This is a genomic window from Arthrobacter sp. JB02-1C (genome assembly GCF_057748045.1).
Genome location: NZ_CM173235.1, coordinates 2,074,518 through 2,088,875, shown reverse-complemented (window position 1 = coordinate 2,088,875; position 14,358 = coordinate 2,074,518). Strand labels below are relative to the sequence as shown.

The 14,358-nt window shown below is 68.0% G+C and carries 13 protein-coding genes; 6 read left to right on the top strand and 7 right to left on the bottom strand.

Going from position 1 to position 14,358, the window contains the following annotated elements; translation table 11 throughout:
- Positions 1-88: 88 nt before the first annotated feature.
- Positions 89-2,323, bottom strand: a complete 2,235-nt coding sequence (locus AC3ANP_RS09980; protein ID WP_488330033.1) for an NADP-dependent isocitrate dehydrogenase — start codon at positions 2,321-2,323, stop codon at positions 89-91.
- 436 nt (positions 2,324-2,759) lie between these two features.
- Between AC3ANP_RS09980 and AC3ANP_RS09975 the strand changes: the two genes are divergently transcribed.
- Positions 2,760-3,758 carry a trypsin-like serine peptidase gene (locus AC3ANP_RS09975; protein WP_488330032.1) on the top strand — a complete coding sequence of 333 codons (999 nt, stop codon included), beginning with the start codon at positions 2,760-2,762 and terminating at the stop codon, positions 3,756-3,758.
- Between the two features lie 795 nt (positions 3,759-4,553).
- Here AC3ANP_RS09975 and purH read toward each other — a convergent pair.
- The gene (purH, locus tag AC3ANP_RS09970) at positions 4,554-6,239 is read right to left on the bottom strand and encodes a bifunctional phosphoribosylaminoimidazolecarboxamide formyltransferase/IMP cyclohydrolase (RefSeq protein WP_488330031.1); all 1,686 of its coding nucleotides are present in this window, start codon (positions 6,237-6,239) and stop codon (positions 4,554-4,556) included.
- 173 nt (positions 6,240-6,412) lie between these two features.
- On the opposite strand from purH, the gene AC3ANP_RS09965 reads away from it, so the two are divergent.
- Positions 6,413-7,765, top strand: a complete 1,353-nt coding sequence (locus tag AC3ANP_RS09965; RefSeq protein ID WP_488330030.1) for an MFS transporter — start codon at positions 6,413-6,415, stop codon at positions 7,763-7,765.
- Between the two features lie 93 nt (positions 7,766-7,858).
- Here AC3ANP_RS09965 and AC3ANP_RS09960 read toward each other — a convergent pair whose 3' ends face one another.
- Positions 7,859-8,056: a hypothetical protein gene (locus AC3ANP_RS09960; protein WP_488330029.1), complete on the bottom strand. Its 198-nt coding sequence runs from the start codon at positions 8,054-8,056 to the stop codon at positions 7,859-7,861.
- Positions 8,057-8,165: 109 nt separating this feature from the next.
- On the bottom strand, positions 8,166-8,744 hold the full coding sequence (purN, locus tag AC3ANP_RS09955) for a phosphoribosylglycinamide formyltransferase (RefSeq protein WP_488330028.1): 579 nt from the start codon (positions 8,742-8,744) through the stop codon (positions 8,166-8,168).
- A gap of 38 nt (positions 8,745-8,782) precedes the next feature.
- Between purN and AC3ANP_RS09950 the strand changes: the two genes are divergently transcribed.
- Positions 8,783-9,208 carry a hypothetical protein gene (locus AC3ANP_RS09950; protein ID WP_488330027.1) on the top strand — a complete coding sequence of 142 codons (426 nt, stop codon included), beginning with the start codon at positions 8,783-8,785 and terminating at the stop codon, positions 9,206-9,208.
- Between the two features lie 47 nt (positions 9,209-9,255).
- Here AC3ANP_RS09950 and AC3ANP_RS09945 read toward each other — a convergent pair whose 3' ends face one another.
- A complete protein-coding gene (locus AC3ANP_RS09945) occupies positions 9,256-10,578 on the bottom strand; it encodes a cell division protein PerM (RefSeq protein WP_488330026.1) in 1,323 nt (440 codons plus the stop codon).
- 164 nt (positions 10,579-10,742) lie between these two features.
- On the opposite strand from AC3ANP_RS09945, the gene AC3ANP_RS09940 reads away from it, so the two are divergent.
- The 3 genes from AC3ANP_RS09940 (at position 10,743) to AC3ANP_RS09930 (ending at position 13,140) form a co-directional block, all read left to right on the top strand.
- Positions 10,743-11,210 (top strand): DUF4383 domain-containing protein, encoded by a 468-nt coding sequence (locus tag AC3ANP_RS09940; protein ID WP_488330025.1) that lies wholly within the window; start codon positions 10,743-10,745, stop codon positions 11,208-11,210.
- A 252-nt stretch (positions 11,211-11,462) separates the two neighbouring features.
- On the top strand, positions 11,463-12,899 hold the full coding sequence (locus AC3ANP_RS09935; RefSeq protein WP_488330024.1) for a flotillin family protein: 1,437 nt from the start codon (positions 11,463-11,465) through the stop codon (positions 12,897-12,899).
- 37 nt (positions 12,900-12,936) lie between these two features.
- Entirely contained in the window at positions 12,937-13,140 is a 204-nt protein-coding gene (locus AC3ANP_RS09930; protein ID WP_488330023.1) for a hypothetical protein, read from the top strand.
- Between the two features lie 54 nt (positions 13,141-13,194).
- Here AC3ANP_RS09930 and AC3ANP_RS09925 read toward each other — a convergent pair whose 3' ends face one another.
- Positions 13,195-13,467: a hypothetical protein gene (locus AC3ANP_RS09925; protein ID WP_488330022.1), complete on the bottom strand. Its 273-nt coding sequence runs from the start codon at positions 13,465-13,467 to the stop codon at positions 13,195-13,197.
- A complete protein-coding gene (locus tag AC3ANP_RS09920; RefSeq protein WP_488330021.1) occupies positions 13,464-14,336 on the bottom strand; it encodes an RNA polymerase sigma factor in 873 nt (290 codons plus the stop codon). Before AC3ANP_RS09920 ends, AC3ANP_RS09925 begins: the two co-directional genes overlap by 4 nt.
- Positions 14,337-14,358 lie beyond the last annotated feature (22 nt).

Here is a 14,358-nt window from a genome sequence, read left to right as displayed (position 1 = left end):
GCTCCTTAGGCCCGAGGTCCGCCGTCGGGACAAAAAACGGAGGGCGTACCGGGAGATCCAGGTGCGTCCTCCGCCTGGTTGCGAGTGGTTACGCCGAGGCTGCCTGGCTCAGCAGGGACAGCACCTCGCTGAACGTGGCCGAGGGCCGCATCACGGCCGATGCCTTGGCCTCGTCCGGACGGTAGTAGCCGCCGAGGTCAACCGGGGAGCCCTGGACGGCCAGGAGTTCGCCGACGATGGTGTCCTCGTTGGAGCTCAGCGCCTCGGAGACGGCGGCGAAGGCCTTGGCGAGTTCGGCGTCGTCGTCCTGGCGTGCCAGTTCGTCGGCCCAGAACTTTGCCAGGTAGTAGTGGCTGCCGCGGTTGTCCAGCTCGCCGGCCTTGCGCTTCGGGGACTTGTTTTCCAGCAGGAAGGTGCCGGTGGCGCGGTCCAGCGTGTCGGCCAGGACCTGAGCGCGGGCGTTGCCGGTGGACGTGGCGAGGTGTTCGAAGCTGACGGCGAGGGCCAGGAACTCGCCCAGGCTGTCCCAGCGGAGGTGGTTTTCCTTGAGCAGCTGCTGGACGTGCTTGGGAGCGGAGCCGCCGGCGCCGGTCTCGAACAGGCCGCCGCCGTTGATCAGCGGAACGATCGAGAGCATCTTGGCGCTGGTGCCCAGTTCCAGGATCGGGAACAGGTCGGTGAGGTAATCCCGGAGCACGTTGCCGGTGACCGAGATGGTGTCCTCGCCCTTGCGCAGTCGCTCGAGGGTGAACGCCGTCGCCTCTTCCGGGGCCATGATTTCGAGCTGGAGGCCGTCGGTGTCGTGGTCCTTGAGGTATTCCTCGACCTTGGCGATCATCTGGGCGTCGTGCGCGCGGCCCTTGTCCAGCCAGAACACGGCCGGGGTGGCGGAGGCGCGGGCGCGGGTGACGGCCAGCTTGACCCAGTCGCGGACCGGGACATCCTTGGTCTGGCAGGCGCGCCAGATGTCGCCGGGGGCGACCTGGTGCTCGATCAGCACGGTCCCGGCGTCGTCGACCACCTGGACGGTGCCGGCGGCCTGGATCTCAAAGGTCTTGTCGTGGCTGCCGTATTCCTCGGCGGCCTGCGCCATCAGGCCCACGTTCGGCACGGTGCCCATGGTGGTCGGGTCGAAGGCGCCGTTGGCACGGCAATCGTCGATCACGACCTGGTAGATCCCCGCGTAGCTGCTGTCCGGGAGGACGGCAAGAGTGTCCGCTTCCTCGCCGTCGCGTCCCCACATGTGCCCGGAGCTGCGGATCATGGCCGGCATCGACGCGTCCACGATCACGTCCGAGGGCACGTGCAGGTTGGTGATGCCCTTGTCCGAGTCCACCATGGCCAGTTCGGGGCCGTCGTTGAGACCCTTCTGGATGGCCGCTTCGACGTCGCCGCGGATCTCCTCGGGCAGGTCTTCCAGGCCGTTGAGGATGGAGGCGAGGCCGTTGTTGGGGCTCAGGCCGGCCGCGGCGATCTGCTCGCCGTAGGTGGCGAAGAGGTCGGCGAAGTACGCCTTGACGACGTGGCCGAAGATGATCGGGTCGGAAACCTTCATCATGGTGGCCTTCAGGTGGGCGGAGAAGAGCACGCCCTCTTCCTTGGCCCGGGCGACCTGGGCCTTGAGGAATTCATCCAGGGCGGCGGCGCGCATCACGGTGCCGTCGATGACCTCGCCGGCCAGGACCGGGAAGGCCCGCTTGAGCACCTTGACCGTGCCGTCTTCCTTGACGAGCTGGATCTTGATGTTGGTGTCCGCCCCGATCACCACTGACTTCTCGTTGGCACGGAAGTCGTCGGCCTGCATGTGGGCGACGTTGGTCTTGGAGTCCGGGCTCCAGGCGCCCATCGTGTGCGGGTTCTTGCGGGCGTAGTTCTTCACCGACAGCGGCGCGCGGCGGTCCGAGTTGCCTTCGCGCAGCACCGGGTTCACGGCGGAGCCCTTGATCTTGTCGTACCGCGAGCGGACGTCCGTTTCCTCATCGGAGGCCGGGTTGTCCGGGTAGTCCGGAAGGGCGTAGCCCTGGCTCTGGAGCTCGGCAACCGCGGCCTTCAACTGCGGCACCGAGGCACTGATGTTGGGCAGCTTGATGATGTTGGCCTCGGGCTTCTTGGCCAGCTCGCCCAGCTCGGTCAGGGCGTCGCTGACGCGCTGCTCCTCGGTGAGGTAGTCGCCGAACACGGCGATGATGCGGCCGGCGAGCGAGATGTCGCGGGTCTCCACTTCCACACCGGCCGTCGAAGCGAACGCCTCGACAATCGGCAAGAACGAATAGGTGGCCAGCATCGGCGCTTCGTCGGTGTGGGTATAGATAATCTTGGCCATTGCTCGGGCGTCTCCCTGAAAGTCTGCGGAAATCTTGTGTATCTCAACGGCTCTAACTTACCCGAGGTGGCCGCCTTGACGCCTATCCGGGACGAGGTCGCCCTCCCGGATGACTCGCGGCGGAAGCGGCGTGGGCCCTGCGGCCGTGCCTTGCGGCCGTGCCTTGCGGCGCGGGCGAGTGCCGTGCGGTCGTGCCCTGCGGCGCGGGCGGGTGCCGCGCGGCGCCGGCGGGAGCCGTGCGGTCGTGCCCGGCGGCGCGGGCGGGTGCCGTGCGGTCGTGCCCTGCGGCGCGGGCGAGTGCCGTGCGACTTCCCGCAATTTCTCCTGTCAATTTTTGACAAAGTGCTTTACAGGTTCGTCACGCTGACGTAGCTTCTAACCCATCACAGCGGCCCGCCCCCATGGACCGCACCGCATCCCTTCGGTTAGGACATCCGTGAGATCACCAAAGACACTGGCCGCCAGCCTGTTCAGCCTTTCGGCCGCCGCCCTGCTGGCGCTCTGCGCGGCGGGCACCGCCTCCGCCGCGCCTGGCCAGGGCAGGGCACCGGCGACGGCCGACGTCAGCAGCCACACCGCCAACGAAACCGGCGCCGCCGACTACTGGACTGCCGAGCGCATGCGCAGCGCCATTCCCGGCGATGTCCTGGCTGCGAAAGCGGTCGCACGCGGCGGCAACGCCAAGGCGGCACCGAACCGGCCGGCCGAGGCAGGGGCCCCGGCCCAGGTGGCCGGCACCGCGCCCACCGTGCAGGGTCCGCAGCCCCAGCTCAAGGCCAACGCCAGTGAGACGCCGGTCAAGCACATCGGCAAGGTCTTCTTTACCCTCGGCGGCGCCAACTACGTCTGCTCCGGCAATTCCGTGACCTCCACCAACCGGAGCACCGTCTCCACCGCCGGACACTGTGTCAATGAGGGCCCCGGCGCCTTCGCCACTAACTTCACCTTTGTTCCGGCGTACCTCAACGGCTCGGCGCCGTATGGCAAGTGGACCGCCAGGGCGCTGTACACCCCCGGCCAGTGGAGCACCGGCGGCGACATGACCTACGACACTGCCTTCGCCGTGATGAACCCGCTCAACGGCAAGTCGCTCGCCGACGTCGTGGGCTCTTCGGGGGTGCAGTTCAACGCCGCCCGGGGGCTGAGTTACAAATCGTTCGGTTACCCGGCGGCGGCGCCGTTCAACGGCGAGTCGCTGAAGAGCTGCAGCGGTACTGCCAGGAACGATCCGTACAACCCGCAGTTCAACACCCAGGGCATCCCCTGCAACATGACCGGCGGATCCTCCGGCGGGCCGTGGTTCATCGGCACCAGCTCCAGCGGCTACCAGAACTCGATCAACAGCTACGGCTACGGCAGCAACTCGACCACCATGTACGGACCCTACTGGGGTTCGGTCATCCAGCAGGCCTATAGCACGGCCGCAGCTTCCTAAAACCTTCATCCCCAGCAACCGCGCCCTAGTGAAAGGAGCAGGGCAACGCGGGGCCACGTGCCGCCCATCCCCTCGACGGGACGGCAGAGTGGCCCCGCGTTCCCGTGTGTGCGCGGGGTAGTGCGGCGGGGGTTGGGTGCGGCGTGGGGTTGGTGCGGCGGGGCTGGGTGCGGCGGCGCGGGCCGGGAGGGCTTGGGTGCGGGCCGGCGGAAGCCCACGAGTGTGCACGCCAAGGCCCCGGGAGGCCTGGGGGCCGGGTGAGCCACCCGCCGCGGAGCATGCCCTCCGCTGAGGTCCGCGAATGGACATAGTGCCACTATGTCCACGCCTGCCCACAAAGACTGAGCATGTCCCAGGGGCCCCGCGAGCATGTCCGTCTCTGCTGACGAAGAATGAGCATGTCCCAAGGCCCGACGAGCATGTCCGTCTCTGCTGGCGAAAAATGAGCATGTCCCAAGGCCCGACGAGCATGTCCGTCTCTGCTGACGAAGAATGAGCATGTTCCGCACTCGCGCACGAACCGTATGTCCCGCAGTGCCCTGGGCCTGTGATGCCGGGGGCCTGTGCCCGGACCTAGGCGTGAAGAATGAGCATGTCCCGCATACCCCGTCCCTGGGCGGGAGCCGGTGCGCGGCCGGCTCCCACCGGGCATAAACAATGGACGTGCCCTCCCGGTTCGGAAGGGCATGTCCATTGCGGGCTGCCACAGCGGCGCAGGTCCGCCAGCGGCGCAGGTCCGCCAGCCGTGCAGGTCCGCCAGCCGTGCAGGTCCGCTGGCGGTTCGGCCCGTTCCCGCTAGTGGAAGAAGTGCCGGGCCCCGGTGAAGTACATCGTGATGCCGGCGGCGTTGGCTGCGGCAATGACTTCCTCGTCCCGGACGGATCCGCCGGGCTGCACCACGGCGCGGACGCCGGCGTCGATCAGGATCTGCAGGCCGTCGGCGAACGGGAAGAACGCGTCCGACGCCGCAACGGCACCGCGGGCCCGTTCCGGCGCGCCGCTGGCATAGGCATTCGAGGCCCCGCCGGCACCCTCGACGTCGGATTCCACCTTCACGCCCAGGGTGTTGGCGCGTTCGACGGCGAGCCGGCAGGAGTCGAGCCGGTTGACCTGGCCCATGCCGATGCCCACGGCGGCACCGTCGGCGGCCAGCAGGATGGCGTTGGACTTGGCCGCGCGGCAGGCCGTCCAGGCGAACGCCAGGTCGGCGAGGGTGGCAGCGTCGGCGGCTTCCCCCGCGGCCAGGGTCCAGTTGGCCGGGTCGTCGCCCTCGGCGTCGACCTTGTCGGTGGCTTGCACCAGCATGCCGCCGGAGACCTGGCGGAACTCGGTCGGGTAACGGCCGTAGCCATCGGGCAGCGTGAGCAGGCGGATGTTCTTCTTCTTGGCCAGGATCTCGACTGCCTCGTCCTCGAACGCCGGCGCGATGACCACCTCGGTGAAGATGCCGGCCACGGTCCGGGCCATGCCGGCAGTGACGGTGCGGTTGGCCGCGATGACGCCGCCGAACGCGGAGACCGGGTCGCAGGCGTGGGCCTTGGCATGGGCATCCGCGATCGGATCCGCCGCGGTCGCGGAGCCGACGGCCACACCGCAGGGGTTGGCATGCTTGACCACCGCAACCGCAGGCTGGTCAAAGTCGAACGCTGCGCGCAGGGCTGCGTCGGCGTCGACGAAGTTGTTGTAGCTCATCGCCTTGCCATGCAGCTGGTCAGCCTGCGCAATGCCGGCCGGCGCAGCCTTGTCCACATAGAGCGCTGCCTGCTGGTGCGGGTTTTCGCCGTAGCGGAGCACCTCGGAGCGCTCCAGGGCCAGGCCGGCGTAGGCCGGCCAGTCGATCACGCCGTCGCCGTCCTCATCGAGGAACTGGCTGGCGGTCCAGGTGGCCACCGCGGTGTCATAGGACGCGGTGTGCGCAAACGCCTTGGCCGCGAGCCGGCGCCGGGCCTGCAGGTCGAAACCGCCCGAGGCTGCGGCTTCCACGACGGAGCCGTAGGAGGCGGGATCCACCACGATCGCGACGGCGGCGTGGTTCTTGGCTGCCGAACGCACCATCGCCGGGCCGCCGATGTCGATCTGCTCGACGACGTCGTCCTGGGCTGCGCCGGATTTCACCGTCTCCACAAAGGGGTAGAGGTTGACGACCACCAGGTCGAAGGGTTCGATCGCCATGTCCTCAAGGGTTTTCATGTGCGCCGGGACGCGGCGGTCGGCGAGGATGCCGCCGTGGACGCGCGGGTGCAGGGTTTTCACCCGGCCGTCGAGCATTTCCGGGGAGCCGGTGACTTCCTCGACTTCCTGGACCGGGATCCCGGCGGCGGCGATCTTCTTGGCCGTCGAGCCGGTGGAGACAATCTTGACGCCGGCGTCGTGCAGGCCGCGGGCGAGATCCTCCAGACCGGTCTTGTCGTAGACCGAGATCAGGGCCCGGCGGATGGGAACGCGGTCGATGGAAATACGCTCATGCTGCGTAAAGCTCACAGAAGTCTCCGTCTTGTTTCGCACTTGTATCGCTGTGTTGTTGCGCGGCGCGGCCGCGGCTGGTGGGGATGCGGCCAGTTTATCGCGTTGCGGGTCCGCGGCTCCCCGCGCGGCGGGAGTGTGAAGCCCGGGCAGGCCGGCGGGTCCACGTAGAGTTTTCCGAGGAGGCAAAAATGAACACGTACACCACGGTGCCCAGCGGCGAACAAGTGGTCCAGGAGCTGCCGTGGCGGTGGAAGGTCCAGGGGCGGATTTTCCTGATCGGCGGCCTGGGCTTCATGTTCGACGCGTGGGACGTCACGCTCAACGGCATCCTCATTCCGTTGCTGTCCCAGCACTGGTCCCTGAGCCCGGGCGAGGCGGCCTGGATCGGCACCGCCAACCTGATCGGGATGGCGCTGGGTGCCTTTATCTGGGGCACCATCGCTGACACCATCGGCCGCAAGAAGGCCTTCAGTGCCACCTTGCTGATCTTCGCCGTCTTCACCGTCCTCGGCGCCTTCTCCCCCGATTTCCTGTGGTTCGTGGCGTTCCGCTTCCTGGCCGGATTCGGTCTGGGCGGCTGCATCCCGGTGGACTACGCGCTGGTGGGCGAGTTCACGCCACGGAAGCAGCGCGGGAAGGTCCTGACCGCCATGGACGGCTGGTGGCCGGTCGGGGCGGCACTGTGCGGCTTCGTCTCGGCCGGGCTGGTGGCCGCCTTCGCCGACTGGCGGCTGACCATGCTGATCATGGTGTTGCCGGCGCTGCTGGTGTTCTGGATCCGCCGCAGCGTCCCGGAATCGCCGTTGTTCCTCATCCGCAAGGGCCGCCGGGGCGAAGCCGCCCGGGTCATCGACGACCTGGTGGCGGCCACCGGAGCCGAGGCCCGGGTCTACAGCCTGCCCGAACCCCAGGACGCGCCCCGGCTCTCGGCCGGCAGCGCCTGGACCCAGCTCCGCGCCCTGTGGCAGTTCAATTGGAAAATCACGACGGCGGCCTGGGCCCTGTTCTTCAGCATCCTGCTGGTCTACTACCTGTCGCTGACCTGGATGCCGCGGATCCTGATCGGGGCCGGTTTCGAGGAGTACAAGGCCTTCCTCACGACGGCGTCGATGGCCGCGGTGGGCCTGCTCGGTGTGGTGGTGGCCGCCCTGCTGGTGGAGCGGACCGGCCGCAAATGGATCCTCGCCGTCACCGGGCCGCTCTCCGCCCTGACGCTGGTCATCGTCGCCGTCGTCGTGGACATCCCGACGGCGGCCGTGTTCTGGCTTCTCGTGTTCGGCTTCGTGGTGCAGGTGGCCATCCCGGTGCTGTACGCCTACGTCTCCGAGCTGTACCCAACCGAGCTGCGCGGCTCGGGCTTCGGCTGGGCCTCGAGCTTTTCCCGCCTGGGCGCAGGATTCGGGCCGCTGATTTTTGCTTCCTTCCTGTGGCCCGAGCTGGGGCTGGCAACGTCGTTCGCGCTGGCCGGGGGCCTGGTGCTGCTCTCCGTGTTGTGGATGGCCTTCTTCGCGCCGGAGACCAAGCAGCGCCGGCTCGAATAGCCCGGAAGCCGCCACAACGCCGAGATGCCCTATCACTTGTGGTCGCTCTGAGGACTCAGAAGCACCGTAAGTGATAGGGCATCTCGCTTTTGACTACTGGATGCAGGTCACGTAGACCGTGAGGAGGTTGTTCTTCAGCTGAGTGACGGACCAGCCGATGGTCCCAACGGGCTGGCTGGCCACAACCTGGTTGCTCTGAGCGGTGTTCAGCACGAAACCGCCGCCGACCGCAGTCTTGCCCGCCGGGCAGTTGACCTGCACGGTAGCCGCTGTGCGAGTGTCCGACTCCACGCTCACACTCGTCGAAGCGGCGGCCCCGCGATCGCCCTTTGCGCCGGCAGGACCCGCACCACTACTTGGTCGAGCCGCCAGGGCGAGAAATCGTGCTTGAAACGGCTGCTCAGGTGGCCGGCCAGGGGGTCGCTGCAAGGGACCGGAGCGTGGACACCAAGAGCCGCCGTTCCGCCGCCTTGATCCGTTCGTGCAGGGTCTCCTCGGTATCGCCGGCAGCCACCGGCACCGCTTCCTGGGCGATGATCGGGCCGGTGTCCACGCCGGCGTCGGCCCAGTGCACCGTGCAGCCGGTGACCTTGACGCCGTAGGCCAGGGCGTCCCGGACACCGTGGGCGCCGGGGAAGGCCGGCAGCAGCGCCGGATGGGTGTTAAGGTACCGGCCGCCGAAGGACTCAATGAAGTCAGCGCTGACGATTCGCATAAAACCGGAGGAGACGACGACGTCGGGCCGGTAGGCTGCCACGGCGTCGGTAAGCGCGGCGTTCCAGGCGGCCCGGTCCGGGTAGGCCTTAAAGTCCACCACGAAGGTGGGGACGCCCACCGCCGCCGAGCGTTCGACCCCGTAGGTTCCGGGCCGGTCGGCGCCCACTGCCGCGAGCTCCACGTCCAGCTCCCCTGCCGCGACGGCGTCGATGACGGCCTGGAGGTTGGAGCCGGTGCCGGAGACGAGGACAACTATGCGCATTGCCTTAGCTTATGAGCCGCTCGCGTACGCTGGAAAATATGAATAGCCCCCACGAGCCCGGCGAAAGCCTGCGCGGCCAGCAGCGGCCCGGCGAGGCAGCCGAAGCGTCGCTGCTCAAGACGCACACCCTGTTCCGAATGTTCATCGTCGTGGTGCTCGGGTCGTTCTTCGTCTACCAGCTGGACATCAACTACCTCTGGCTCGCCGCGGTCCTGACTGCGGCCGGGGTGGTCATCGGCGTCGTGCTGCTGATCCGTGCGGCGAAGCTCCGGGAATCCCGGCTGGTGCTGTTCGGAACTATCTCCGGCCTGGTCGTCTCGGCCGTGATGGTGCTGTTGGTGGTGGCGTCCACGGTGTTCTTCAACCAGGTGCGGGAGTACCAGCAATGCGCCCGGCACGCGCTCACCCAGCAGGCGGCATCCATGTGCCAGACGCAACTGCAGAAATCGATGCCCCTGCGCTAGCTGACCGTCGACGGCCAAGCGCCGGCAGGGTCCGCTGTGGCGGCCGCTCAGTCCGTCCTTCGCGCCGGATCCAGGTCAGCCTCCTGCAGCCGCTGTCTGCGTTCCAGCCACGGACCCGCCGCGAAGCCGATCACGACGCCGATGCCGGCCTCCGCGGCAACAAACAACGCCGTGGACAGCGGGGCGGGGCCAATGTCGGTGAGCCGTCCGATTCCGGCCGAGCCTCCGGCCAGCCACGCCAGTCCGGCCGCCAGGAGTCCCGCGACGGCGCCGACCACGGCGCCAAGGACCAGGGTGGAAACGGCGGCCGTGAACCAGCGTGCCCGGACCTTGATGGAGAGCCATTCGTCAAAGTGGTTTTCGCCCGCGCGCAAGAACCACCAGCCGGCCAGGACGCCGGCGATCACGGGCACCACGAGGGCGACGAACCCGTAGTCCAGCGACCCCGCAGGCAGCGCGGCGAACACCGGGATACTGGGCAGCGGCCCGACGGCGGTGGCCAGCGGTCCGGCCTGCGAACCGGCGCCGAGCGCGAACCCGGATCCGGAGGTCCAGGCCAGCGCGAACACCGCCAGGTTCGGCAGGTACCCGAGCTGCGCGAGGGTCAGGGCAGCGCCGCCGACGGGGCCGGCGTGCAGGGCTTCGTAGACCGCCACGATCAGGTTCCAGTGGATGACCAGGTCCGCAGTGAGCAGCAGGGCGGCCATTGCCAGGGTTGCCATCACGGCCACGAAGCCGGCCTGGATGGCAGAGCCCAGGTAGGAGCCGGCCCAGCGGGAGTGCTGGCTGGTGCGGGAGAACCAGGCCACGGCGTCGACGCCGATCAGCCGGCTCCACGATCCGGCCTCACGCCGGGCGCCGATCACCATACCGAGCGCCACCGGGATCAGCGGAATGATGGCGGCGGCCCAAAGGCTGACGCCGACCTCGCCGGTGCGGCACAGGAACCCGGTGGCAAAACCGAATGCGGCGTACATGAGCCAGGAGCCAAGCAGCGCCTGCCATAGCTGGTCCGTGTACGAAGCCCGGGCAAGCCGGCGGCCCGCGCGCCAGGCCAGCAGGAACGGCAGCAGGGTGAGGCCGAGCGGAACCAGCGAGAGGGTCCCGGACTGCGGCCTGGCCGCTGTGCCGGGGCCGACGGTTTCCAGCAGCAGCGGCACCCCGTGGATGAGCAACCAGGCCTGCCCCGCCAGCCGGGCGAGGAACTCGAAGCCGCTCTCCTGGAAGCCGGACGTTGCCCAGACCGCAACGATCGGGACAATGACGGCGAGCGCAGAGATGATGGCCGCCTGCGCGGACTCGAGTGCCCCCTGCAGCCACAACGGCATCGGAAGGCCACGGTCCCCGGTCTGATCAGCGCGCAGTTTCATCGTGATCCATCGTGCCACGCGTGGGGCGGCGGCCCGGGTTCCGACAGGCTCGCCGCCGGATTTCGGCCCGGATCCCGGCCCCTCGGCAGGCCCGCGGCGCGGAGCTTTTTCCGATGACGCGCCGTAAAATTAACAGTGTTCGAATTCAGTGGTTGGAGGCAGCAATGACTACCGCATCCCCACATGCACACGGCGCCCATTTCGGCAGGGCAGATGTTCAGAACGCGGGCATGGGTGTGGGAATCGTCTTAATGGCCGTGGGAGTCCTGGGGTTCCTCCCGGGCATCACCACGCAGTACAGCGAACTGAGGTTCCTCGGGCCCGACTCCCGGGCCTTGTTCCTAGGCCTGTTCCAGGTGTCCATGCTGCTGAACATCGTTCAGCTTGCGATTGGCGCCACCGGCCTGAGCATGTCGCGCAACGGCATGGGCGCCCGTAATTTCCTGATGGGTTTCGGTCTGCTGTACATCATCTTCAGTGTTTACGGGCTGATCGTCGGCGTTGGGTCGGCGGCCAACTTCCTCGCGTTCAACACCGCGGACATCTGGACGCTCCTGGTGCTGGGCGTGGCAATGATCGGCGCCGGCTGGCTGCTTGCGAGGCATCTGGCCGATGACGCAGAAACCCGGTAATCGACCACCGGGAAAGGGAGCCGCGAATGAGGAACGATTCATAGCAATCTAACAATTTCGTACTACCTGCTGGTGCGGGCGCCCCGTTTTCTAGGTGCCCGCACCAGCTTCATTTAAGGCCGTTCCGCCAAATGCTGGACTTATCCGGCGGCGACGACTCAAACTGGCCTGACGCGGCGGCTACCCTGCCGCGATGTCCGCCGCGTTGCCCGCCCCTACCCTGGCCGCACGCCCCGATCCGAAAGGTTTCCCATGCCGGATATCTCAGCCTTCATCCCGGCCCTGGCCATTATCGCCGGGGTGATCGTCGTCGTCGTCGTGATCTGGGTGGCAACGAAGCTGATGTGGAAGGTGGCCGAACCCAACGAGGCCCTCATCATCTCCGGGCTGACCCGCGGCACCCTGGACACCCGGGAGGGCATGGACTTCAAGATCGTCACCGGCAAGGGAGCCCTGGTGCTGCCCGGGTTGCAGACGGTCCGGCCCTTGTCCCTGACCCTGAATGAAACCGAACTCAAGGTTAACTGCGTGACCTCGCAGGGCATCCAGGTGATTGTCGAAGGCGTCGTCATCTACAAGATCGGCGACGCCCCGCCCTTCATCGCCAACGCTGCGCGCCGCTTCCTCGGCCAGCAGCCCAAGATGGAAAGCCAGGTCTACAACGTTTTTGAGGGGCACCTGCGCTCCATCATTGGCAGCATGACCATGGAGGAGATCATCCGCGAGCGGGACAAGCTGGCGTCCCAGGTCCGCGGCGCCAGCGGCATCGAGATGGAAAAGCTGGGCCTGGTGGTGGATTCGCTGCAGATCAAGGACCTGCAGGATCCCACCGGCTACATCCAGAACATCGCCAAACCGCACATCGCCCAGGTCAAGATGGAGGCCAGGATCGCCGAGGCCACCCGGAACCGGGAAGCGGCGGAAAAGGAAGCCGAGGCCGAAGCGCTGATTGCCGACGCCCAAAGCGTCTCGTCGATCCGACAGTCCATGGCGATGGCCAATGCCGAGAAGGCCAAGGCGAATGCGGCGCAGGCAGGTCCGCTGGCCGACGCCACCGCCCGCCAGCAGGTTGTGGTCCAGGAAACCGAGGTGGCCAAGCTCGAGGCGGACCGGGAGGAGCAGAAGCTCCAGACAACCATCCGCAAGCCCGCCGACGCGAAAGCCTACGCCAAGCGCACCGACGCCGAGGGCCAGAAATCCGCCGACATCAGCGCCGCCGAGGCGCTGGCCCGGCGCACGGAGCTCGAAGCGCAGGCCAATGCCCGCCGCACCGAGCTCACGGCCCAGGCGAACGCGACGGCGGCGTCGGCGGCGGCGGGTGCCACCCGCGTCACCGGCGAGGCAGAGGCCGCGGCGACGAAGGCCCGCGGCGACGCGGCGGCCTCCGCCATCAAGGCCAAGGCCCTGGCGGAGGCGGACGGCATTAAGGCACGCGCGGAGGCGCTCGGGACCAACCAGGAAGCCGTCATCTCCCAGCAGTTGGCCGAGAACATGCCTGCCATCATTTCCGCCGCGGCGGAGCCGTTCGCCCATGTCGGCCAGTTCACGGTCCTCAACGGCGGCGAGGGCATCAACCGGATGGTCGGCGGGATCCTGGCGCAGGTCGGCGACTACCTCCCGGCTCTGCGTTCCGCGCTCAAGAACGGCAAGGGGCCCACGAAGCAGCCGCCGACGGCCCCCGATGCGTAGGGAGGTCGACCGGAGCCTGACCGGCAAAATCGGCCGGGTGACCGGGCGCATCGGGCCGGGCACTATCGGGGAAGTCATGCTGCCGTTCCTCGGCGGGACCAGTGCCTTCCACGCCCACCCCTTCGACAAGGAGAGCGTCTTCGCCGTCGGCGAGGAGGTGCTCGTCATCTACTACGAGCCGCCGCAGACGGTCTTCGTCGATGAGCTCCCGGACGTGCTCAGGAAGGACGCGCGCGGCTAGAAGGACACCGGCGGCTGAGCCGAAGCCCTGCCGCGGTTCCACCAGCCGCGGCCCCTACTCCGCGGTGAGCCGGCTCAGCGCGGGGCCCGGATCAAGGCCCTGGTCCTCCGCCACCAGGAGCAGCAGGGACCTGGCCTCGGCGCCGCAGGCGGCGCACCCGATCAGGTGGGCGCGCATGGCCGGCTCCCGCGCGGCTTCGCCGGCCAGGACCCGCTCGATATACCCGTCGATCTGCTCGAAGCAGTCATCGCAGGAAAGCCATGGCTCGGCGGCCAGGGTAAGGCGCTCGGCCGCCTCCTTCGTGAGTGCCCGGTGCGCTCGCATCATGGGATCATCTCCCCCGCAGTGGTTGGAACAAGGTAGCCGGCGACGGTCAGCCGCGTGCGGAGCCGGGCCCGGGCATCGTGAAGCGTCTTGTACAGTGCATTGCGCGTGCTGCCCAGCCGGTCCGCGAGAACGTCAACCGGCACCTCGTCAACGAGCAGTGCCAGCACCACCCTGCGCTGATGCGGGGTCAGCACCTGGTCGATGGCGCGGCTGACGGCCTGGGAAAAGTCGGCCGCCTCGGCCAGCTGCTCGGGGGACGACCCGACGGCGGCGGGCTCGGCCAAGGACTCCAGCGGCACCTCGCGGTTGCGCCACAGATTGCGCCGGACCTCGACGGCGGCGTGCAGGATGCCGAACTTGTAGGCCCAGGTGGTGAACTGGCTCCGGCCCTGGAAGCTGGACAGCTTTCCGAGTACCGCGACCATGGCCTCGTCCGCCGCCTGATTTACGATGTCTTCCCGGCGCGTCTGGCCGATGGCCGGCAGCCTGGACAGCATCTGGGATACCTGGTGCCCGGCGGCCTTCAGCAGGAGTGCATGCAGCCTGGCCAGGGCCTCGTCGCGGCCGGGACCGGGCAGGCTGAGCAGCTCCACCCAGTCGTCCGGGACGCGTTCGGACCGGGGAGAGTCCGTGTCGGCCAACTCGTGGTCATCCAGGAACGCCATCAAATTACTCCCGCCGTCCAAGGCCAGTGAGCGGCCCGGGAATTCGGGCCGCCAGTTCCGGCGGGCAACCGCGGTCCACCGGCATAACCAGCGGATGGAGGTCCGCCTCGGGTAGTGCTGCCAGTTGGTGCGCAGACTATCAGGAATGCCCACGGACCGCAGCAGCGAAACCTGCCCCGCGACGGTGTGATCCAGGATTCCCATATCTGGTTAGTGTCACCGGCAT

Bases quoted from the DNA above. Each gene is read 5' to 3' on its own strand.
- AC3ANP_RS09935 (WP_488330024.1), top strand. From the start codon at position 11,463: ATGCCGGATATCTCAGCCTTCATCCCGGCCCTGGCCATTATCGCCGGG.
- AC3ANP_RS09925 (WP_488330022.1), bottom strand. From the start codon at position 13,467: ATGATGCGAGCGCACCGGGCACTCACGAAGGAGGCGGCCGAGCGCCTT.
- AC3ANP_RS09980 (WP_488330033.1), bottom strand. From the start codon at position 2,323: ATGGCCAAGATTATCTATACCCACACCGACGAAGCGCCGATGCTGGCC.
- AC3ANP_RS09920 (WP_488330021.1), bottom strand. From the start codon at position 14,336: ATGGGAATCCTGGATCACACCGTCGCGGGGCAGGTTTCGCTGCTGCGG.
- AC3ANP_RS09945 (WP_488330026.1), bottom strand. From the start codon at position 10,578: ATGAAACTGCGCGCTGATCAGACCGGGGACCGTGGCCTTCCGATGCCG.
- AC3ANP_RS09940 (WP_488330025.1), top strand. From the start codon at position 10,743: ATGACTACCGCATCCCCACATGCACACGGCGCCCATTTCGGCAGGGCA.
- purN (WP_488330028.1), bottom strand. From the start codon at position 8,744: ATGCGCATAGTTGTCCTCGTCTCCGGCACCGGCTCCAACCTCCAGGCC.
- AC3ANP_RS09965 (WP_488330030.1), top strand. From the start codon at position 6,413: ATGAACACGTACACCACGGTGCCCAGCGGCGAACAAGTGGTCCAGGAG.
- AC3ANP_RS09950 (WP_488330027.1), top strand. From the start codon at position 8,783: ATGAATAGCCCCCACGAGCCCGGCGAAAGCCTGCGCGGCCAGCAGCGG.